Source organism: Leclercia sp. (assembly GCF_036780805.1).
Lineage (GTDB): Bacteria > Pseudomonadota > Gammaproteobacteria > Enterobacterales > Enterobacteriaceae > Enterobacter.
In genome coordinates this window covers 148011-169051 of the sequence record NZ_DAIQCE010000004.1, presented here as the reverse complement: position 1 = coordinate 169051, position 21041 = coordinate 148011, and the positions used below count along the sequence as shown (strand labels likewise).

The following is a 21041-nucleotide window of genomic DNA, read 5'->3' as shown; positions in this document are numbered from 1 at the left end:
CAAACTCTATAAGCGAAGACTGAAAAAAGCGAAGAAAACCTGACAACTATCCGTTTGTGGACTGAAAAACGTGAGGCCAGCGGAAAAAAAGCGCCCGCAGGCGCTTTTTGTTTAGTCCCAGCTCAGGATCACTTTCCCGGACTGGCCTGAACGCATCGCGTCAAAGCCCTGCTGGAACTCATCGATGGAGAAACGATGAGTAATGATTGGGGACAGATCCAGACCGGACTGGATCAGCGCCGCCATCTTGTACCAGGTTTCGAACATCTCGCGGCCATAAATCCCCTTGATGAACAGCCCCTTGAAGATGACTTTGTTCCAGTCGATGGACATATCTGACGGTGGAATACCCAGCATCGCGATACGGCCGCCGTGGTTCATGGTGTCGAGCATGGTGCGGAACGCCGGTGGCGCGCCGGACATCTCAAGGCCGACGTCAAAGCCTTCGGTCATCCCCAGCTCTTCCATCACGTCGGCCAGGCTCTCTTTAGAGACATCCACCGCACGGGTGACGCCCATCTTGCGCGCCAGCGACAGGCGGTATTCGTTGACGTCGGTGATCACCACGTTGCGGGCACCTACGTGCTTCGCCACCGCTGCCGCCATGATACCGATTGGGCCCGCGCCGGAGACCAGCACGTCTTCGCCTACCAGGTCGAACGACAGGGCGGTGTGCACCGCGTTGCCGAACGGGTCGAAGATAGAGGCCAGATCGTCAGAGATATTGTCCGGGATTTTGAAGGCGTTAAACGCCGGGATCACCAGATATTCTGCGAAGCAGCCCGGACGGTTCACGCCCACGCCGACGGTGTTGCGGCACAGATGCGTGCGGCCGCCGCGGCAGTTACGGCAGTGGCCGCAGGTGATATGGCCTTCGCCGGAGACGCGATCGCCGATTTTAAAGCCCTTCACTTCCTGGCCAATACCCACCACTTCGCCGACATATTCGTGACCGACCACCATCGGCACCGGAATGGTCTTCTGCGACCACTGGTCCCAGTTGTAGATATGCACGTCGGTACCGCAGATGGCGGTTTTACGAATTTTGATCAGCAGATCGTTATGACCGACTTCCGGCTCAGGAACGTCGGTCATCCAGATGCCTTCTTCTGCTTTCAGTTTGGATAATGCTTTCATTACGCGTCCTCAGGCAATCACGCCCAGTTGTTTGCCGATGCGGGTAAAGGCTTCCACCGCACGCTCAATTTGCTCAGGGGAATGCGCCGCCGACATCTGGGTGCGAATACGCGCCTGGCCTTTTGGCACCACCGGGAAGAAGAATCCGGTGACGTAAATGCCCTCTTTCTGCAGCTCGCGGGCAAAGTTCTGCGCCACCACCGCATCGCCCAGCATCACCGGGATAATGGCGTGATCGGCACCGGCCAGGGTAAAGCCCGCCGCGGTCATTTTTTCGCGGAACAGACGGGCATTGGCCCACAGACGGTTACGCAGTTCAGCACCGGATTCCACCATCTCCAGCACCTTGATAGAGGCGGAAACAATGGCCGGGGCCAGCGAGTTAGAGAACAGGTACGGGCGGGAACGCTGACGCAGCCACTCGACCACCTCTTTGCGCGCGGCCGTGTAGCCGCCAGATGCGCCGCCGAGCGCTTTGCCCAGGGTGCCGGTGATGATGTCCACGCGGCCCATGACGTCACAGTATTCGTGGGATCCACGACCGTTTTCGCCGACAAAACCGACCGCGTGCGAGTCATCGACCATCACCAGCGCATCGTATTTGTCCGCCAGGTCGCAGACGCCTTTCAGGTTGGCGATCACGCCGTCCATGGAGAACACGCCGTCGGTGGCGATCAGCACATGACGCGCCCCGGCCTCGCGAGCCTCTTTCAGACGCGCTTCCAGCTCAACCATGTCGTTGTTGGCGTAGCGGAAACGCTTCGCTTTACACAGACGCACGCCGTCGATGATTGAAGCGTGGTTCAGGGCATCGGAGATAATGGCATCTTCCGCACCGAGCAGGGTCTCAAACAGACCGCCGTTGGCGTCGAAACAGGAAGAGTACAGAATCGCATCCTCCATGCCGAGGAAGGCGGCCAGCTTGCTCTCCAGCGCCTTGTGGCTGTCCTGGGTGCCGCAGATGAAACGCACGGAGGCCATGCCAAAACCGTGGGTGTCCATGCCTGCCTTCGCGGCAGCGATCAGCTCAGGGTGATTCGCCAGACCTAAATAGTTGTTGGCGCAGAAGTTGATCACGTGGCTGCCGTCGGCAACGGTAATATCCGCCTGTTGAGCGGACGTAATGATTCGCTCTTCTTTGAACAACCCTTCCGCTCGCGCGGTTTCCAGGTCACTGTTTAACTGTTTGTAAAAATCACCACGCATTGCAATTCTCCAGACTCGGCAAATTTCGGCACATATTACCCAAAGCTATACCCCGATACGAGATGACGCATTAACAGTTCTCGTTTTTGCAGCATAAATCACGTGTACCCCTGCGCTGTGAAGGTGAATGGCTGAAGGGCAGCCATACTAATGATATGATAGAAACATTAGCGTCCGGGATTGTCCCCGGACTCCACACTTCAAAGGTTACAGCTATGATCATCGTTACCGGCGGCGCGGGCTTTATCGGCAGCAATATTATTAAGGCCCTCAATGACAAAGGCATCACCGACATCCTGGTGGTGGACAACCTGAAAGACGGCACCAAGTTTGTTAACCTGGTGGATCTGAACATTGCCGACTACATGGATAAAGAAGACTTCCTTATCCAGATTATGGCGGGTGAAGAGTTCGGTGAGATTGAGGCTATCTTCCATGAAGGTGCCTGCTCCTCTACCACGGAGTGGGACGGCAAGTACATGATGGACAACAACTATCAGTACTCCAAAGAGATCCTGCATTACTGCCTGGAGCGTGAAATCCCCTTCCTGTACGCCTCTTCTGCAGCGACCTACGGCGGCCGTACCTCTGACTTTATTGAATCCCGTGAATACGAGCAGCCGCTGAACGTCTACGGCTACTCCAAGTTCCTGTTCGACGAATACGTGCGCCAGGTATTGCCAGAAGCGAACTCCCAGATCGTTGGCTTCCGCTACTTCAACGTCTACGGACCGCGCGAAGGGCATAAAGGCAGCATGGCGAGCGTGGCCTTCCACCTGAACACGCAGCTGAATAATGGCGAAAGTCCGAAACTGTTCGAAGGCAGCGATGGCTTCAAGCGCGACTTCGTTTACGTAGGCGACGTGGCAGCGGTGAACCTGTGGTTCTGGGAAAACGGCGTTTCCGGCATCTTTAACCTGGGTACCGGCCGCGCAGAATCCTTCCAGGCCGTTGCAGACGCGGCGCTGGCGTACCATCAGAAAGGCAGCCTTGAATACATCCCGTTCCCGGACAAGCTGAAAGGCCGTTACCAGGCGTTCACCCAGGCTGACCTGACCAACCTGCGCGCCGCAGGCTATGACAAGCCGTTCAAGACCGTTGCCGAAGGGGTGACGGAATATATGGCCTGGCTGAACCGCGACGCGTAAGTATGAAAATTTTGGTGATAGGCCCGTCCTGGGTGGGCGACATGATGATGTCGCAAAGTCTCTATCGCACGCTCAAGGCGCGCTATCCCCAGGCGATAATCGACGTGATGGCACCCGCGTGGTGCCGTCCGCTGTTATCGCGGATGCCGGAAGTTAACGAAGCTATCCCGATGCCGCTTGGTCACGGGGCACTGGAACTCGCAGAGCGCCGCAAGCTCGGCCATAACCTGCGCGACAAGCGCTACGACCGCGCTTACGTGCTGCCTAACTCCTTCAAGTCTGCGCTGGTGCCTTTCTTTGCCAGCGTGCCGCACCGCACCGGCTGGCGTGGCGAGATGCGCTATGGCCTGCTGAACGACGCCCGGATACTCGATAAAGAGGCCTGGCCGCTGATGGTGGAACGCTATGTGGCGCTGGCCTATGACAAAGGCGTAATGCGCAGCGCGAAAGATCTGCCGCAGCCGCTGCTGTGGCCTCAGCTCCAGGTTAACGAGGGTGAAAAATCCCAGACCTATAACGCGTTTGGACTGTCGGCTGAACGCCCGATGATTGGCTTCTGCCCTGGCGCCGAATTTGGCCCGGCGAAGCGCTGGCCGCACTATCACTATGCTGAGCTGGCAAAGCAGCTGATTGACGAAGGCTACCAGATAGTCCTGTTCGGCTCGGCAAAAGACCACGAGGCAGGCAATGAAATCCTCGCCACGCTGAGCATCGAGCAGGAGGCCTGGTGCCGTAATCTGGCCGGGGAAACCCAGCTGGAGCAGGCCGTCATTCTGCTGGCCGCCTGTAGAGCCGTGGTCACTAACGACTCCGGCCTGATGCACGTTGCCGCGGCGCTGAACCGCCCGCTGGTAGCGCTGTACGGCCCGAGCAGCCCGGACTTTACCCCGCCGCTGTCGCATAAAGCGCGGGTGATCCGCCTGATCACCGGCTACCACAAAGTACGTAAGGGTGACGCCGCCGAAGGCTATCACCAGAGTCTGATCGACATTACCCCGCAGCGTGTCCTCGACGAGCTTAACGAACTGCTGTTGAGCGAAGAAGGATAACGGATGCGGGTACTGATCGTTAAAACCTCCTCGATGGGCGACGTGCTGCATACCCTGCCCTCGCTTACCGACGCCATGCAGGCTATCCCGGGCATCCGTTTTGACTGGGTGGTGGAAGAAGGCTTCGCGCAGATCCCGGGCTGGCACGAAGCCGTAGACCGGGTGATCCCGGTGGCGATCCGTCGCTGGCGCAAAGCCTGGTTCTCCGCGCCCATTAAGGCTGAACGTCAGGCCTTTCGCGACACGGTTCAGGCTCAGCGTTACGATGCGATCATCGACGCTCAGGGGCTGGTGAAAAGCGCGGCGCTGGTCACCCGACTGGCGCACGGCGTAAAGCACGGAATGGACTGGCACAGCGCCCGCGAACCGCTGGCGAGCCTGTTCTACAATCGCCGCCACGCCATCGCCAGGCAGCAGCACGCGGTGGAACGCACCCGGGAGCTGTTCGCCAAAAGCCTGGACTACGCAAAACCGCAAATCCAGGGGGATTACGCGATCTCCCGTCATTTCCTCCACGATGCGGAACACGCCAGCACGCCTTATCTTATTTTCCTGCACGCCACCACCCGGGATGACAAGCACTGGCCGGAAGCCCACTGGCGCGATCTGATCGGCCTGTTGAGCGGTGCGGGCCTGCGCATCAGGCTCCCGTGGGGCGCCCCGCATGAAGAGGCGCGGGCGAAGCGGCTGGCAGAAGGTTTTGATTACGTGGACGTGCTGCCCCGCATGAAGCTGGACGGCGTGGCGAAGCAGCTGGCGGGTGCCGCGGCGGTGGTGTCGGTGGATACCGGCCTCAGCCACCTGACGGCGGCGCTGGATCGTCCTAATATTACGCTTTACGGCCCGACGGATCCGGGTCTGATTGGCGGCTATGGCAAAAATCAATATATCTGCCGCCCGGAACATTCATCGCAGCTGAGCGACCTTTCCGCCGCTGCGGTATTTGCGCAATTAGAGCCGTTGCTGGCAGCAGAGAGAGCCTATGTCTGATTTTTTCTCAGCGGAGCGTCCACCGAAGCGCGTGCTGATCGTTAAGCTGCGTCACCACGGTGACGTCCTGCTGACCTCGCCGGTCTTTACGGTGTTGAAAAAGAACTACCCCGATGTCGAAGTGGATGCCCTGGTGTATGACGACACCCAGGCGATGCTCACCAGCCACCCTTATATCGACCAGGTACATACCATTGGCCGCAACTGGCGCAAAAAAGGCTGGTTCGCACAGTTCCGTCTGTACCGTGCTCTGCTGAATACCCTGAAGGCGCGTCAGTATGACGTGCTGATCAACCTGACCGAACACTGGCACGGTGCGCGTCTGGCGCGTCGTCTGAAACCGCGCGTGTCCGTCGGCTTTAAGCCCGATAAACGCGGCGGGCTGGCGCGTCGCCGCTGGGTGAAATCCTTCACCACCCTCTACCCGGCGATCCAGGATAACAGCCGCCATATGGTGGAGGTGAATCTGGATGCGCTGCGGCGGATCGGCATTCATCCGCAGACCGATGCCGATAAACATACCCTGTTTGTACCGGGCGATGCGGCGGAAGCGTCGATTGCAGAGAAACTGGCCGGCTTCGGGCTGGCGAGCCAGTCCTACATTCTGGTACACCCGACGTCGCGCTGGATGTTTAAGGCCTGGGATATTAACAAGCTGGCGGCGACCATCGATAACCTGGCGGCCCGCGGCCTGCCGATTATCCTCTCGGCGGCGCCGTCAAAAGAAGAGACCGCTTACATGGATGAGCTGCGTGCTGCGCTCACCCAGCCGGTGTTTGATTTAAGCGGCCAGCTTAATCTGAAAGAGCTGGGCGCGCTGATGAAGCACGCGCGGGTCTACTTTGGCGTCGATTCGATGCCGATGCACCTCGCCAGCGCGGTGGGAACGCCGACCGTCGCCATCTTCGGCCCGACCGGGGCGATCAAGTGGGCGCCGTGGGGGGTCAACTATCGCGTGATCGTTGCTGGCTTTACCTGCCAGCCCTGCGGTAAAGCGGGCTGCGGCGACAGCGGCGTCTCCGACTGCATTACGGCGATCACCCCGCAAATGGTACTGAGCGCCATCGATACGCTGCTGCTGGAAAACCCGGCATGAAGCTCGCTATCGTCCGACAGACCTATAATCCCAACGGCGGTGCGGAGCGCTTTGTCTCCCGCGCGCTGAACGTACTGGCGCAGGATACGGCTCTGGACGTAACGCTGATTGCCCGTCAGTGGGAGGACGCCGCCGGCTGGAAAACCCTGACGGTCAACCCGGCCTTCCGCAACCGTCTCGACCGCGAGTCGGGTTTTGCCGCTGCCGCGGCGGCGCAGTTTGCCCAGTTTGATATCGTGCAGAGCCACGAGCGCATTCCGGGGGCGACCCTCTTCCGCGCCGGGGATGGCGTACACGCCACCTGGCTTGCGCAGTACAACCGTATCCAGTCGCCGCTGGCGCGCTGGGCGCAGTCCCTGAGCCGCTACCATCGCTATATTTTGCAGGCGGAAGCGCAAATGTTTACCCATCCTGCGCTGCGCAACGTCATCTGCAATTCGAAAATGGTCCGGGATGATATCGCCCGCCGTTTTGGCCTGCCGGATGACAAACTGACGGTGATCTACAACGGTGTGGATACTGCGCACTTCAGCCCTGAGGTGCGCTCCCTCTCCCGGCGTGATGCGCTGGGGATCCCGCCGACGGCACCCGTACTGGCCTACGTCGGTTCCGGGTTCAGCCGTAAAGGGGTAGCGACAGCGCTGCGCGCTATTGTTCCCCATTCGCATGTCTGGCTGTTGGTGGCCGGGCGCGATAAACACGCGCGCAAATTTGAAAAGCTGGCGCAGACCCTCGGCGTGGCATCGCGGGTGCGTTTTCTGGGGCCGGTTGCCGATGTCCGTCAGGTGTACGGTACCGCCGATGCGCTGATCCTGCCCACGCTGTACGATCCCTTCCCGAATGTCTGCGTTGAAGCGCTGGCCTGCGGCCTGCCGCTGCTCACCAGCCATGGCTGCGGCGCGGCGGAGTGGATAGAAGAAGGGGTTAACGGCTGGGTGCGCGACGCGCTCGACGGCGCTGGCTATCAGCAGGCGATCGGCGAATGGCTGAATGGCCGTGAACAGGGTGTGGATTACTCAGCAGCGGCGCGCGCCACTGCTGAGCCTTATACTCTGGAACGGATGGCGAAAGAGCTGCAGGCGCTTTACCGCGACCTGCTGCGCTGAGCCGCGGCGGCAAAGACCTTCTCCATCGCCTCCAGCATGCATTCACGGGTGAAATGGCTGCTCAGGTAGTCGTACCCCTGCTGCGCCAGCTGTTCACGCAGCGCGGCGTCATCGTATAACTGCACAATCGCCTCGCGCAGCGCCGTTTCGTCGCGCTGCGCAATCAGGATCCCGGTCTGGCCGTTAATCACCGCATCTGCCGTACCGCCCGCGTCGGTGGCAATGGTCGCAATTCGCGAAGCCAGTGACTGCAGAACGCCCTGCGGAACACCTTCCATATCGTGCGACGGGCTGAGCGCAACATCAAAGGCCGGGAACCAGCGCTCTGGATCGCTGCGGTGTCCCGCCATTACGACCCGCTGCTGCAAGCCGAGGTCGATAATCTCCTGCTCCAGCGTCGCTTTATGCGGCCCTTCACCGACGATCGCCAGCCTGATGTGCGGGTTGTCTATGGCGGCTAACGCACGCAGCAGCACGCTATGGCCTTTGTTAGGCCGCAGGTGCGACACCACACCCAGCCAGAAATCCTCCTGCGACAGGCCGCAATGTTCACGGGCAGCCTGTTTATCCGCCGGATGAAAACGCTGCGTGTCCACGCCGCTCGGCACGGACGTGCTCTGGGCCATCGGCACACCGATATCCGCCATCTGCTGACGCAGCGCCTCACCGGTGGTCACGATATGGGCGCAGGCTTTGCGAAACAGCCAGCGGGTAGTCCAGTTATTACGCGGGACACCCGAGGCGTGACGGGTACGCACCAGCGGAACCGGGTTAGACAGCGTAAGATTGGCCAGCGCCACCAGCCAGGTATCGGCGGAATTGTGACTGTTGATGACATCAACGGACGGGCGGTTCTCTTTTAGCCAGCGGCGCAGTAGCTGCAGGTTATGCAGGTTTTTACGCCGAAGCGGCATAGTCACCACCGTTAACCCGGCATCGCGGGCCAGACCGTGTAGCGGTGCACTCTCCGGGCAAAGTATGGTCACTTGATGGCCGCGCTGAATCATCCCTAAGGACTCATTAATGATGCGTAATGGCTGACCGCCCTTACCACCGTCTGCTTCAGTGTGAACGATATGCATACTTTTCCTGTTTATTGTGCAAGGACTTGCCATAACAACAAATTATAACCGTTACGGCTTAGGTAATACATAAAGCCTGGCGCCGGAAAGCGCGTAACGGATTATTCTTGCTTACAAACATTGTCCTTCTGTAGGTCAGGCATTTGTGATAGTTTTCTCTGGCTTTTTATTTCCCACGGAAAAACCGTGGAGATCGCTCACAGCGTTATTAACCAGCCGGTCAAGAACCGAAAAATCCTTAACCAGCCTAAAATATATGACAAATACTCGTAACATTCTGACAGGTCTGTTAGTCCTTGCTGTACTGGCTTTATGTTTTATGTGGCCTATTCCCAACGATCAGCTGCCGTTTCACCGCAATGGATTGATTTACCCAATCGTCGCCGTGGCACTTGGCCTGTTCTTTAGTGAGATAACAACCAGACAACGGCTGGATTTAAGCAAAATTAAGTTCGTTCTTATTGTGATATGGGCGTTAACTTTCTTTATCGTGATTAATGGCTTTTTTGTCGCCCCCGACATAAAAGAAATGGTTTCTGCATGGAGTGGCCAGTGGCTACGCCCGGTATTACTGTTCTGCGCTGGCCTGGTATTATTACCGGCTATCCAGCGGACATTCCCCTCCATGACCGCCGCCCGCTTCTTTACATTAGTCATCCTCTTTTTCTGGGGCGTGGTCTGCGTACATTTGCTGGATTCAGTCTGGCTCTACTGGCGCGACGGTTATATCCACTGGGGCGAAACGCGGATCGTCTATAACCGCACCCGCATGAGTTTCCAGGTCAACATGATCACCGGCTTTTTAATGGCCGAGTTGCTGGCGCGGGGCCTGTTACATCAACGCTTCCTGCGCCTGAAAACGCCTTTGTTGGCATTAATGCTGCTCAGTAACCTGCTGTGTACCGCGCTGGTTGATTCCCGCTGGGGTACCATTGGCCTGATCGGCAGCCTGTTTTCGACCTTTTTCCTGCTGAGCCTGCACAGCATGCGGCGCAGCCGGGTCGTCGCCACAGGCGGTATCCTTGTCGGAATTATCATTGCCTCGGTGTTACTGGGCTACGCTTCATGGAAATCTGACCCACGCTGGCAAAGTCTGGAAAGCGATGCCATAACGGGCTGGAACGCGCCGTTTACCAGCTATTGCTACAATAAAACGGACGGTATGATTCCCCTAAATGGGTTTGGGAAGCCAATGGATCATTCCAACGGCTGTCGTGCCAGCTTCTTCCATCAGGGTTGGCAGCTTATTGCCAAACATCCTGCAGGGATCGGAGAGCGCAAAGAGGCCTTCCGCTACGTACTGCGTCGGGATACCCAGGATAACCGTATTAATATTCCCCATAGCCACTACGGCCTGATTGAATTTGGTATTCAGAACGGTGTGATTGGTATTGCAGGCTGGCTAATTCTGCTGGTGGGCTGCTGGTACATCGGCTGGCGGGAGTTCCGTCGCGGCAACATGATGGTGGGGATGTTCCTGCTGCTCTTTACCGTTGGCTTCTTCTGCCGAACCATGGTCGATCACAATCTCAAAGATCACTATCTGGAGCAGTATATGTTACTGACCGGCCTGCTGGTTGGCATGTGTGCCCTGCGCCCTGCCCAGAGAGAAAAGCAAACGTCCTGATCAATCTGACGCGCCAGTGGGATAATCACCCTGGCGCGGAACGCTTTAGCCTGTCGGCTGTCGAATTGCCAACAAATGGCCTCGTTATACCCTTTTTATTGCTGCGTATTTTTACGGAGAAAGCATGTCTGAAACGCCTCAATTAAGCCTCATCGTTGCCGTTTATAATGGCGAAAAATTCCTGAGCGCTTTTTTTGACAGCATTAAACAGCAGAATTTATCGAGCCTGGAACTCGTTATTGTTAATGATGGATCAACGGATCGTTCAGCGGAAATCATTGCCCGCTATGCCAGTGAATTTAGCCATTTCCAGATAATCGATCAGCCTAATGGCGGCGTATCGGCCGCACGCAATACCGGTCTTGCGCTGGCGACCGGCGAATACGTTGCCTTCCCCGATATTGATGATGTTATTTACCCTGGCATGTACCCAAGACTGTTGGATATCGCTTTCGCGGGCCAGCTGGATGTGGCGACCTGCAACGGCACCTATATTTATGACGACGGCCGTCCGTCGAAAAAGATTTTTCCGTCCGACAAGCTGGCTTCAACAGGGGTGCTGGACGGCCCGGAGTGGCTGCAGATGGCGCTGGCCTCGCGCAAATTCCTGCACGTCACCTGGCTGAATATCTATCGCCACGCCTTTATCAAAGCGCAGGGTTTTACCTTCGAACACGGCCTGCGTCATCAGGATATTCCCTGGACTACGGAAGTGCTGCTGACCGCCAAACGCGTGCAGTATATTGACGAAGTCTATTATGACTATCTGATCCATTCTGCCTCGGTATCACACACGCCAGGCACCGACGACACGCGGATGCGCTCTTCGCGTCACTATATGAAAATCCTTGAAATGCTGGATGCCATCAATAAACGCTACCCGGAACAGGTGAAGCGCGCCCCGGCCTGCCAGTGGCAAATTGCCAAAGAGGGATTAGGTATTCTGCACAGCATTAACAATATCGAAGACAGCGCGAAAAAACGCGAAATCACCCAGGAACTGTTCGATCGCGGCATCTGGTCGATGATCTGGCAAAACGCCCGTGGTTTGCGTCAGCGCTGGCGTCTGGGACGTCGTTACTTCCGCCTTAAGAAAATCATCGGCTAACGAACATTATGAGCAAACTTAAATTACACGCGGTCTCCCGCGCTGATTTCATCGCAAAAAACTATGCAGACTTCCAGACGCTGCTGGATAACCGCGTCAATCCGGATACCATCCCGGAGCGTTTCTACTGCGGCGGGCGCGGCGGCTGGACGTTCCAGACCACCCTGGCGCTGAAACACTATTACGGTGACGACATCGAGTGCTCGTTTGGTTCGGAGTGTCGCCCGGATGCCATCAATCTGATGCATAACGATGATTTTGGATCGCGCGTCAAACCCTGGCGTGGCGTGACCGTCGTCGCCCGTGCCGACCGCCCACCGGTGATTGGTGCTGACGTGGTCGTGGATCAGAACCCGGAAGCCGATAACCGTAGCAACGGTGTTTTTGTTCCCTACTGGCCGCAGCCGGGAGTGAAACCGCGCGAACGTACCGATGAAACCGTCAAAACCGTGGCCTTTTTTGGCCGCGTGGACAGCTTCCCGGAGGCATTCCGCAGCGAGGCCTTTAAGCAGCGCCTTGCTGAGCAGGGCATTGACCTGCGCATCTCCTTTGATAACTGGACTGACTACCAGGACGTGGACGTCTGTATCAGCTTCCGCAAATCACACGACCACAAACTGGCCCGTAAACCTGCCAGCAAGCTGATTAACAACTGGCTTGGACGCACTGTTATGATCTGCGACGACGAGCCTTCGTACCGCGCAATCCGCGAAAGCGAGTTCGACTACCTGATCGCCAAAACGCCAGACGAAGCCTTTGATGCCATTATGCGGCTGAAAAACTCGCCGGAACTGTATCGCCAGATGCGCGAGCAGGGCGACAAACGTCTGCAGGTTTACTCCCGCGAAGCGGTCGCCGCACGCTGGTTCAGCCTGTTTGAGGATATCTGGCGTAAAGGACTGCATCAACGCCCAACCCTGGTTCGTGCACTGCGCTTTGGTTTCGGTAAAGCCATTCGCCCGCTGACTAAAAAGTTTTAAGTAACCTTGAGTCCGTTCATGTTTAAAACATCCTCACGTTCGTCACTCACGCCGCGCCGCAATATCCTGCGTACCGTGATCCTCACGCTGGTTTTCCTGGTGCTGTTTTCCCTGTGTGAAATCATCATCCTGCTGAAAGACCATGTTTATCAGCCGAAATCCAGCGACATGTCGCTGTATCTGATCATTTCCGTGCTGGCGGCCGTCAGCGCCCGCTTTTTCCTGACCCGTCTGCTGCTGGCGGTCACCTTTATCGTACAGATATCGGAAGCGGTCTATTACCAGTTCTACGGCCAGTTTTACGGCCCGAGTGAAGTCTGGCTGGCCTTTGTCGAAACCAAAGACATCGCCAGCGGCATTACGGACAGTCTGGGATCGCTTGGGATCTACTTTGCCATCATGGCCGTCGCGGTGATCTTTGCGCTGGTCTTTACCCGTCGTCTGGCGCCGCAGTGGCATAAGTGGGTGGCGATGCCGTGCCTGCTGGCTATTCTGGTGATGTTCGCGGGTCAGTTCTATAAAGCCATCGACGGGCAGATGTATAAATTCAACCCGGACCTGCGCCACTCTTTACTGCGCAACGGTCTGTCGGCCATGAGTTACAGTACCATTCGCCTGATCCCGGAAGCCCTTTCCGGCGAAAACCAGAGCGTGACGCACTATGAGCCCTATCAGGTCACACCGGTGGAGGGCAGCCACGCCGGGAAATATTCCATCATCCTGGCGATTGGCGAGAGTCTCAACCCGCATCATGTCAGCGCCCTGGGCTACGAACGCGACACCACGCCGGAACTGAAGGCGCTGCTGCAACAGTATCAGGGTACGGGTCGTCTGATCGTCTCCAATGCGGTCTCGACCCGCGTGGCGATCCCTATGCTGGTCAATAACCTGCGCGAACCGGACAACTACGACGCCTATAAGTCAAAATCGACCAATATCTTCACCAATGCCAAAAAGCAGGGCTACCAGACGGCGTTTATCTCCGCCCAGGGTCTGGAAGGGCTGAGCAACTGGATTGGCATCCATGATATCGACCTGTGGGAAGATACGCAGATCCGCCCGGCGCCGGATGTGGGTGCCGACGTGGTACTGACGCCGTCCGTTGAACAGGCGAAGCTGGACTGGAACAAACCTTTCCTGATGGTGCTGAACAGCCGTGCGCCGCATATTCCTTATGAGCGCAACATCCCGCAGGGCTTCGCCAAATTCTCTACCCCACGCCTGAGCGACGACGTGGCGCAGAAGAAAAATGAGTACGATGATGCCGTGCGCCTGTACGACAAAGAGCTGGCCTCGGCGATCCGTACCGCGATGGCGAAATCTAAACTGCCGGTGCTGGTGTTTATTACCTCGGATCACGGCGAACGCGTCGGTGACGGCGGGCTGTTCGGCCACTCGATTGTCGAAATGCCGATTGCCCAGGTGCCGTTCCTCTACTTCAGTAACGATCCGGCGTATGCGATGAGCGCCATCAGCCCACAGGCCCCGCTCAACCATTTCCAGGTGGCGACGCTGATCAACAAGATGCTGGGGTATGCGGTCAGTAACCCGAACCAGAAGGACGACAGCTACTACATCACCGGGGGGGATATTCGCGGCCTGTCGGAGCGCGTCACCTACCATCTGAACGAACTGCCGGAAGCGGAACGTTAAGCAGAAATCATTAAACGGGCATTGAATGCCCGTTTTTTTATCTGTGAACGCACGTAACACAGGCAAATGGCTGAGCAAAAGCGCCAAAGAGATAGCTTTAAACGGCCTAAATGCTTAGAATTTGCCCGCCGAAACTGAAAAAACGGATAATCGCTTGGAATTGTTGTATACCGCTCTGCTCTACATTATTCAGCCACTGGTGTGGCTACGACTGCTGCTACGTAGCCGTAAAGCGCCTGCCTACCGTAAACGCTGGGCTGAACGCTATGGTTTCTGCCGCAACAAAGTTGCGCCAGACGGTATCCTTCTCCACTCCGTGTCCGTGGGCGAAACGCTGGCGGCCATTCCACTGGTCCGCGCCCTGCGCCACCGCTATCCGTCATTGCCGATCACCGTCACCACCATGACGCCAACCGGTTCCGAACGCGCCATGTCCGCCTTTGGCAAAGACGTGCATCACGTCTATCTGCCTTACGATTTACCCTGCGCCATGAACCGTTTCCTTAATACCGTGCGCCCTAAGCTGGTGATCGTGATGGAAACTGAACTGTGGCCCAATATGATTTCTGCCCTGCACAGCCGTAAAATTCCGCTGGTGGTGGCCAACGCCCGCCTGTCGGAACGCTCTGCGAAGGGGTATGGCAAGCTGGGCAAATTTATGCGCCGCCTGCTGAGTAAAATCACCCTGATCGCCGCCCAGAATGAAGAAGACGGTGCGCGATTCCTGTCGCTGGGCCTGAAGCGCAATCAGCTGGCGGTCACCGGTAGCCTGAAGTTTGATATTTCGGTTACCCCGGAGCTGGCTGCAAGAGCGGTGACCCTGCGTCGCCAGTGGGCACCGCGCCGTAAAGTGTGGATCGCCACCAGCACCCACGACGGCGAAGAAGAGATTATCCTCCAGGCGCATCGCCAGCTTCTGGAAAGCTTCCCGGATCTGCTGTTAATTCTGGTGCCACGTCATCCTGAGCGTTTTAAAGACGCCCGTGACATGGTGCAGAAAGGCGGATTCAGCTTCATTATGCGCAGCAGCGGTGAAATCCCCTCCTCCAGCACCCAGGTGGTGATTGGCGACACCATGGGCGAGCTGATGTTGCTGTACGGAATTGCCGACCTGGCCTTTGTTGGCGGTAGCCTCGTGGAGCGCGGCGGGCATAACCCGCTTGAACCGGCAGCGCACGCCATTCCTGTGCTGATGGGGCCGCACACCTTCAACTTCAAAGATATCTGCGCCAAACTGCAGCAGGCTGACGGGCTGATTACGGTCACCGATGCCAATTCAATCGTGAAAGAAATCTCGACCCTGCTGACCGACGAAGACTATCGTCTGTGGTATGGCCGCCACGCTGTCGAAGTACTGCATCAGAATCAGGGCGCATTGACCCGTCTGCTGCAGCTTCTGCAACCTTATCTGCCCGTGCGGAGCCACTAATGTCTGCGCGTCTGTCGGTCGTGATGATCGCCAAAAACGCCGCAGACCTGCTGCCGGATTGCCTTGCCTCCGTAGCCTGGGCCGATGAGATCGTCCTGCTCGATTCTGGCAGCACCGACGCCACGGTGGAGGTCGCCCGCGCGGCCGGCGTACAGGTCTATATCAATACCGACTGGCAGGGCTATGGCACCCAGCGCCAGCGCGCGCAGCGGTTCGCCACCGGCGAGTATGTGTTGATGATCGATACCGACGAGCGCGTCACGCCAGAGCTGCAACAGGCCATCCAGCGCGTGCTGGCGGCACCTCAGCCCGATGCCGTCTACAGCATCGCCCGGCGCAACTACTTTCTGGGCCGCTTTATGCGTCACAGCGGCTGGTATCCCGATCGCGTGATGCGCCTGTACCCACGCACGCGCTTTCAATACAACGACAACCTGGTGCATGAATCGCTGGCCTGCGACGGCGCGCACGTGGTTGCCCTCGACGGCGATCTGCTGCACCTCACCTGCCGTGATTTCGCCAGCTTCCAGCGTAAACAGCTTAACTACGCCACGGCCTGGGCTCAGGAGCGTCATCAGCGCGGTAAAACAACCTCGCTGGCGGGTATCTTCAGCCACACCGCAGGGGCGTTCCTGAAGACACTGGTACTGCGTGGTGGTGTGTTGGACGGTAAACAGGGTTGGTTACTGGCGGTGGTTAACGCTCAGTATACTTTCAATAAATACACCGAGCTGTGGGCGCTGAACCGCGGCTACTCAGAGAAAGCGTGAGCCATGAGCACAAAAGCGATCTATCCGGGTACCTTCGATCCCATTACCAACGGTCACATCGACATCGTCACCCGTGCCGCCAGCATGTTTGATACGGTGGTTCTGGCGATTGCCGCCAGCCCCAGCAAAAAGCCGCTGTTCGACCTTGAGGAGCGGGTTGCCCTGGCGAAAGCCGCCACCGCGCACCTGCCGAATGTGGACGTCGTGGGCTTCAGTGACCTGATGGCGAATTTTGCTCGCGCTCAGCAGGCCAATATCCTGATTCGCGGCCTGCGTGCGGTAGCCGATTTTGAATATGAAATGCAGCTGGCGCACATGAATCGCCATCTGATGCCCGAGCTGGAGAGCGTCTTCCTGATGCCATCCAAAGAGTGGTCGTTTATCTCCTCTTCGCTGGTGAAAGAGGTGGCGCGCCACGCGGGTGATGTCACCCATTTCCTGCCTGCTGTCGTGCATCAGGCATTGATGGACAAGCTGAAGTAGTTCCTGCCTTTTGCCCGGTAGCGCTGCGCTTACCGGGCCTGGAAATCCGTTATTTCTGGCACTGTCGGCAGTAGAAGGTGGCGCGCTGAGCGTGCTTCGTGGCCACAATCGGCGCACCGCAGACCCGGCACGGCTCATCTTTACGACCATACACCTGCAGCTCCTGGGCAAAGTAGCCCGGCTTACCGTCGCTCTGCAGGAAGTCCTTCAGGGTGGTTCCGCCCTGCTCAATCGAACGCAGCAGCACCGCTTTGATCACCCTGACCAGCAGCTCGCACTCTTGCGCGGAAAGCGAGGAGGCCAGGCGATCGGGATGGATCCCGGCGGCAAAGAGCGATTCGCTGGCGTAGATGTTACCCACGCCGACCACCAGCTTGTTATCCATCAGCCAGGGTTTAATCGGGCTTTTCTTCTTCGCGCACTTCGCTTTCAGGTATTCCGCATCAAAGTCATCTGAAAGCGGTTCCGGCCCCAGATGCGCCAGCACGTTATGCCCTTCCAGCTCTTTGGTCCACAGCCAGGCGCCAAAGCGGCGAGGATCGGTATAGCGCAGGACTTTACCGTTGCTCATCACCAGGTCGACATGGTCATGTTTTTCAGCAGGCAGCTCTTCGCTGAGGATACGTAAGCTCCCGGACATCCCCAGATGGATGATGATCCAGCCATCAGGCAGCTCCAGCAGCAGGTACTTCGCGCGGCGCTGTACGCTGAGGACGGGTTTATCGCTGAGCGCGTGGATCTCATCTGAAACCGGCCAGCGGAGACGACCGTTGCGGACGACAGCGTGAAGAATGGTCGCACCGACCAGGTGGGGCTCAATGCCACGGCGGCTGGTCTCTACCTCAGGTAATTCAGGCATGGTTCCTCCGTTGAGATGCAGAATGCAAAAAACCCCGCAGTTGCGGGGTTTTTCAGTACAAGGAGTCTAAAATTATTTAATTTTAGCTTCTTTGTACAGTACGTGCTGGCGTACAACTGGATCGAACTTTTTCAGTTCCAGTTTTTCCGGCTTAGTACGTTTGTTCTTCGTGGTGGTGTAGAAGTGACCTGTACCAGCAGAAGAAACCAGCTTGATTTTCTCACGAATACCTTTAGCCATGATTTATTTCCTCTTTAAGTACTTAGTACTTTTCGCCACGGGCACGCAGTTCGGACAGAACTGTATCGATGCCTTTCTTATCAATAACACGCATACCTTTAGCAGATACACGCAGGGTGACAAAACGCTTCTCGCTCTCAACCCAGAAACGGTGAGAGTGCAGGTTCGGCAGGAAACGGCGTTTAGTCGCGTTCAGTGCGTGGGAACGGTTGTTACCGGTCACCGGACGCTTGCCAGTAACTTGGCAGACTCGGGACATGTCTATTCTCCAAAAATCAAATTAGCTCGAGCTTCGTATGGGGTATCGGCGCCTCGTCAGGCTTTACAGCCCAGTCATCGCAGTTCTAAGTGAACCATCGATTGCCAGGCCCAATTGCCAAACCCGAGATTCTCAAAGGTGGCGTAGTATACGCTGACTCGAGGATGTGCTCAAGTCCCGAACAGACAAAGATCCCGATGGATCGCGAGAAATGGCTTAAATCCATCCACGTTCAGCAAACGAAACGTACTCCCCGCGACCTATCACCAGATGGTCAAGAACACGAATGTCCATGAATTGACAGCATTTCATGATGCGTGCGGTCACGTCTCTGTCGGCTTTGCTCGGTTCGGCGCGCCCTGAGGGATGATTATGCGCGAGGATCACGCCAGCGGCATTCACTTTTATCGCTTCGCGCACAATTTCTCGTGGATGCACCTCCACATGGCTTAGAGTTCCCGAAAATAACCGGGAATGTTTCAGCACCCGGTTTTGATTATCGAGGAAAATCACCATGAAAATTTCTCGCTCCTCTTCCGCCAGCTGGCTGTGCACAAACTCCCGGGTCATCTCCGGATTCTCCAGCGGGCTTTCTCGCCTGATCCCCGAGCAGTAGTAGCGACGGGCAAGCTCCGCAATGCCCCTGAGCTGGGCGAAGGTCGCAATACCGATCCCGTCGACCCGCCTGAAGGCCGCCAGCTCGGCAGTCAGCAAGCCATGCAGAGAGCCAAAATGCTGCAGCAGGTCTTTAGAAAGCGTGAAAACGCTTTTACTTCGCGTTCCGGTTCGCAGGAACAGCGCCAGCAGTTCATCGTCCGTCAGCGTCGTCGCGCCATCAGCGAGCATTTTTTCCCGCGGCAACTGCGGGGATGATGTATCCATACTCTCTCCTCCTCCATCGTCAGGCTATGCTGCCACAGACCCGGGTTCCTCACGATGGCGGATTTCTGGTCTTGCGTGGCCCCTCGCAAAGTGGCGGGTGGACAACATCCCGATGCATTTCGGATTGTGATAAAATGCTCGCCTCTCAGGTGAACCCAACAGGAAAGAATCATGATGAGCCTGGCCGGTAAAAAAATCGTTCTCGGCGTCAGCGGCGGCATTGCGGCCTATAAAACGCCGGAACTGGTGCGCCGTTTGCGCGAGCGCGGCGCGGACGTGCGGGTGGCAATAACCGAAGGGGGCAAAGCGTTCATTACGCCATTGAGCCTGCAGGCCGTTTCGGGCTACCCGGTGTCGGACAGCCTGCTCGATCCCGCCGCAGAAGCCGCCATGGGCCATATCGAGCTGGGGAAATGGGCAGATTTAGTCATCCTCGCGCCGGCCACCGCCGATCTCATCGCCCGCGTGGCTGCCGGCATGGCCAACGATCTGGTCTCCACCATCTGCCTGGCCACGCCCGCGCCGGTCGCCGTGGTGCCTGCCATGAACCAGCAGATGTACCGCAACGCGGCCACCCAGCATAACCTTGAAACGCTGGCTTCCCGCGGCCTGCTGATCTGGGGGCCGGACAGCGGCAGCCAGGCCTGTGGCGATATCGGCCCGGGCCGCATGCTGGATCCGCTGGCGATTGTGGATCTGGCCGCCAGCCATTTTTCACCTGTCAACGATCTGCAACATCTCAGCATCATGATTACCGCGGGTCCGACGCGTGAGCCGTTGGATCCGGTGCGCTATATCACGAACCAAAGCTCCGGCAAGATGGGCTTTGCGATTGCCGCCGCCGCCGCGCAGCGCGGAGCCAGGGTCACGCTGGTCAGCGGCCCGGTGTCGCTGCCGACGCCGCCGCGGGTGCAGCGCATTGATGTGACAACCGCACAGGAGATGGAAGCGGCCGTCCAGGCGCAGGCGCAACAGCAGCAGATTTTTATTGGCTGTGCCGCCGTGGCAGACTACCGCGCAGCCGCCGTGGCGGATGAGAAAATCAAAAAGCAAGGCGATGAAATCACGATAAAAATGGTGAAAAACCCGGATATCGTTGCCGGTGTCGCCGCGCTAAAAGATCGTCGGCCTTACGTTGTTGGGTTTGCCGCTGAAACGAATAATGTGGAAGAATATGCCCGGCAAAAACGTACCCGCAAAAACCTCGATTTGATTTGCGCGAACGACGTATCGCTGGCCACCCAAGGATTTAACAGCGACAGCAACGCATTGCACCTATTCTGGCAGGATGGAGATAAAGTCTTACCGCTTGAGCGCAAGGAACTCCTGGGCCAACTATTACTGGACGAGATCGTTACCCGTTATGATGAAAAAAATCGACGTTAAGATTCTGGACCCGCGTGTTGGCCAGCAATTCCCGCTGCCGACCTATGCCACTTCCGGCTCTGCCGGTCTTGACCTGCGCGCCTGCCTCGACGACGCCGTAGAGCTGGCGCCAGGCGCCACCACGCTGCTGCCGACCGGTCTTGCCATCCACATTGCCGATGCCTCTCTGGCGGCGGTAATTCTGCCGCGTTCTGGCCTGGGCCATAAGCATGGTATCGTGCTGGGCAACCTGGTGGGACTGATCGATTCCGACTATCAGGGTCAGCTGATGGTCTCCGTCTGGAACCGTGGCCAGGACAGCTTCACCATTCAACCGGGCGAGCGTGTTGCCCAGATGGTATTCGTCCCGGTGGTACAGGCTGAATTTAATCTGGTAGAAGACTTCGACGCCACCGATCGCGGCGAAGGCGGCTTCGGCCATTCCGGGCGTAAATAAACCCGGCTAAACGCATCCCACAATCTAATAACGTATTAACAAACCGCAAACGTCTGTTTGCGGTCGTTGTGTGGATGTCAGCCTGACAAGTGCTTATTTTCAGGGGTATTTTGCA

21 protein-coding genes are annotated in these 21041 nt (G+C 57.4%); 14 read left to right on the top strand and 7 right to left on the bottom strand.

The annotated features are described in order from the left end of the window. Positions 1-111: 111 nt before the first annotated feature. Together tdh and kbl are read right to left on the bottom strand one after the other, a co-directional pair. Positions 112-1137 carry an L-threonine 3-dehydrogenase gene (tdh, locus tag V7Q49_RS13635; protein WP_333852704.1) on the bottom strand — a complete coding sequence of 342 codons (1026 nt, stop codon included), beginning with the start codon at positions 1135-1137 and terminating at the stop codon, positions 112-114. 9 nt (positions 1138-1146) lie between these two features. Continuing rightward, positions 1147-2343, bottom strand: coding sequence for a glycine C-acetyltransferase (gene kbl, locus V7Q49_RS13630; RefSeq protein ID WP_333852702.1), 1197 nt, complete (start codon positions 2341-2343; stop codon positions 1147-1149). 215 nt (positions 2344-2558) lie between these two features. Here kbl and rfaD point away from each other — a divergent pair, with 215 nt between their 5' ends. From rfaD to V7Q49_RS13605, 5 genes are read left to right on the top strand one after another with little or no spacing between them, the layout of a single operon-like run. Then, on the top strand, positions 2559-3491 hold the full coding sequence (gene rfaD, locus V7Q49_RS13625) for an ADP-glyceromanno-heptose 6-epimerase (protein ID WP_156262640.1): 933 nt from the start codon (positions 2559-2561) through the stop codon (positions 3489-3491). Positions 3492-3493: 2 nt separating this feature from the next. Next, complete coding sequence (gene rfaF, locus V7Q49_RS13620) at positions 3494-4540, top strand: ADP-heptose--LPS heptosyltransferase RfaF (RefSeq protein ID WP_333852698.1); 1047 nt, start codon at positions 3494-3496, stop codon at positions 4538-4540. 3 nt (positions 4541-4543) lie between these two features. Next, complete coding sequence (rfaC, locus tag V7Q49_RS13615; protein ID WP_333852696.1) at positions 4544-5530, top strand: lipopolysaccharide heptosyltransferase RfaC; 987 nt, start codon at positions 4544-4546, stop codon at positions 5528-5530. Beyond that, positions 5523-6626, top strand: a complete 1104-nt coding sequence (gene rfaQ, locus V7Q49_RS13610) for a putative lipopolysaccharide heptosyltransferase III (RefSeq protein ID WP_333852694.1) — start codon at positions 5523-5525, stop codon at positions 6624-6626. Before rfaC ends, rfaQ begins: the two co-directional genes overlap by 8 nt. After that, positions 6623-7732 (top strand): glycosyltransferase family 4 protein, encoded by a 1110-nt coding sequence (locus V7Q49_RS13605; RefSeq protein ID WP_333852693.1) that lies wholly within the window; start codon positions 6623-6625, stop codon positions 7730-7732. Before rfaQ ends, V7Q49_RS13605 begins: the two co-directional genes overlap by 4 nt. On the opposite strand, the gene V7Q49_RS13600 is transcribed toward V7Q49_RS13605, so the two are convergent. Further along, entirely contained in the window at positions 7711-8814 is a 1104-nt protein-coding gene (locus V7Q49_RS13600) for a glycosyltransferase family 4 protein (RefSeq protein ID WP_333852692.1), read from the bottom strand. The genes V7Q49_RS13605 and V7Q49_RS13600 overlap by 22 nt on opposite strands. 256 nt (positions 8815-9070) lie before the next feature. Here V7Q49_RS13600 and V7Q49_RS13595 point away from each other — a divergent pair, with 256 nt between their 5' ends. From V7Q49_RS13595 to coaD, 7 genes are all read left to right on the top strand, one after another. Continuing rightward, positions 9071-10441 carry an O-antigen ligase family protein gene (locus V7Q49_RS13595; RefSeq protein WP_333852869.1) on the top strand — a complete coding sequence of 457 codons (1371 nt, stop codon included), beginning with the start codon at positions 9071-9073 and terminating at the stop codon, positions 10439-10441. A 124-nt stretch (positions 10442-10565) separates the two neighbouring features. Beyond that, on the top strand, positions 10566-11549 hold the full coding sequence (locus V7Q49_RS13590) for a glycosyltransferase (RefSeq protein WP_333852690.1): 984 nt from the start codon (positions 10566-10568) through the stop codon (positions 11547-11549). A gap of 8 nt (positions 11550-11557) precedes the next feature. Further along, on the top strand, positions 11558-12529 hold the full coding sequence (locus V7Q49_RS13585; RefSeq protein WP_333852689.1) for a glycosyltransferase: 972 nt from the start codon (positions 11558-11560) through the stop codon (positions 12527-12529). A gap of 18 nt (positions 12530-12547) precedes the next feature. Next, a complete protein-coding gene (locus V7Q49_RS13580) occupies positions 12548-14182 on the top strand; it encodes a sulfatase-like hydrolase/transferase (RefSeq protein ID WP_333852687.1) in 1635 nt (544 codons plus the stop codon). A gap of 154 nt (positions 14183-14336) precedes the next feature. Beyond that, a complete protein-coding gene (waaA, locus tag V7Q49_RS13575) occupies positions 14337-15611 on the top strand; it encodes a lipid IV(A) 3-deoxy-D-manno-octulosonic acid transferase (RefSeq protein ID WP_333852685.1) in 1275 nt (424 codons plus the stop codon). Further along, a complete protein-coding gene (locus tag V7Q49_RS13570) occupies positions 15611-16381 on the top strand; it encodes a glycosyltransferase family 2 protein (RefSeq protein WP_333852683.1) in 771 nt (256 codons plus the stop codon). The genes waaA and V7Q49_RS13570 overlap by 1 nt, the downstream gene beginning before the upstream one ends. 3 nt (positions 16382-16384) lie before the next feature. Beyond that, positions 16385-16864, top strand: a complete 480-nt coding sequence (gene coaD / locus V7Q49_RS13565) for a pantetheine-phosphate adenylyltransferase (RefSeq protein ID WP_333852681.1) — start codon at positions 16385-16387, stop codon at positions 16862-16864. 49 nt (positions 16865-16913) lie between these two features. Here the strand turns inward: coaD and mutM are convergent, their stop codons facing one another. The 4 genes from mutM to radC all read right to left on the bottom strand — a co-directional run bounded on the left by mutM (position 16914) and on the right by radC (position 19104). Continuing rightward, positions 16914-17723: a bifunctional DNA-formamidopyrimidine glycosylase/DNA-(apurinic or apyrimidinic site) lyase gene (mutM, locus tag V7Q49_RS13560; RefSeq protein ID WP_333852679.1), complete on the bottom strand. Its 810-nt coding sequence runs from the start codon at positions 17721-17723 to the stop codon at positions 16914-16916. A gap of 72 nt (positions 17724-17795) precedes the next feature. Beyond that, entirely contained in the window at positions 17796-17963 is a 168-nt protein-coding gene (rpmG, locus tag V7Q49_RS13555; RefSeq protein ID WP_003024094.1) for a 50S ribosomal protein L33, read from the bottom strand. A 22-nt stretch (positions 17964-17985) separates the two neighbouring features. Beyond that, a complete protein-coding gene (gene rpmB, locus V7Q49_RS13550) occupies positions 17986-18222 on the bottom strand; it encodes a 50S ribosomal protein L28 (RefSeq protein WP_002436699.1) in 237 nt (78 codons plus the stop codon). Between the two features lie 216 nt (positions 18223-18438). Further along, complete coding sequence (gene radC / locus V7Q49_RS13545; protein ID WP_333852677.1) at positions 18439-19104, bottom strand: RadC family protein; 666 nt, start codon at positions 19102-19104, stop codon at positions 18439-18441. 174 nt (positions 19105-19278) lie between these two features. Between radC and coaBC the strand changes: the two genes are divergently transcribed. Then, the gene (coaBC, locus tag V7Q49_RS13540; protein WP_333852867.1) at positions 19279-20490 is read left to right on the top strand and encodes a bifunctional phosphopantothenoylcysteine decarboxylase/phosphopantothenate--cysteine ligase CoaBC; all 1212 of its coding nucleotides are present in this window, start codon (positions 19279-19281) and stop codon (positions 20488-20490) included. Then, a complete protein-coding gene (gene dut, locus V7Q49_RS13535; protein ID WP_139563925.1) occupies positions 20468-20926 on the top strand; it encodes a dUTP diphosphatase in 459 nt (152 codons plus the stop codon). Before coaBC ends, dut begins: the two co-directional genes overlap by 23 nt. Positions 20927-21041: the final 115 nt, after the last annotated feature.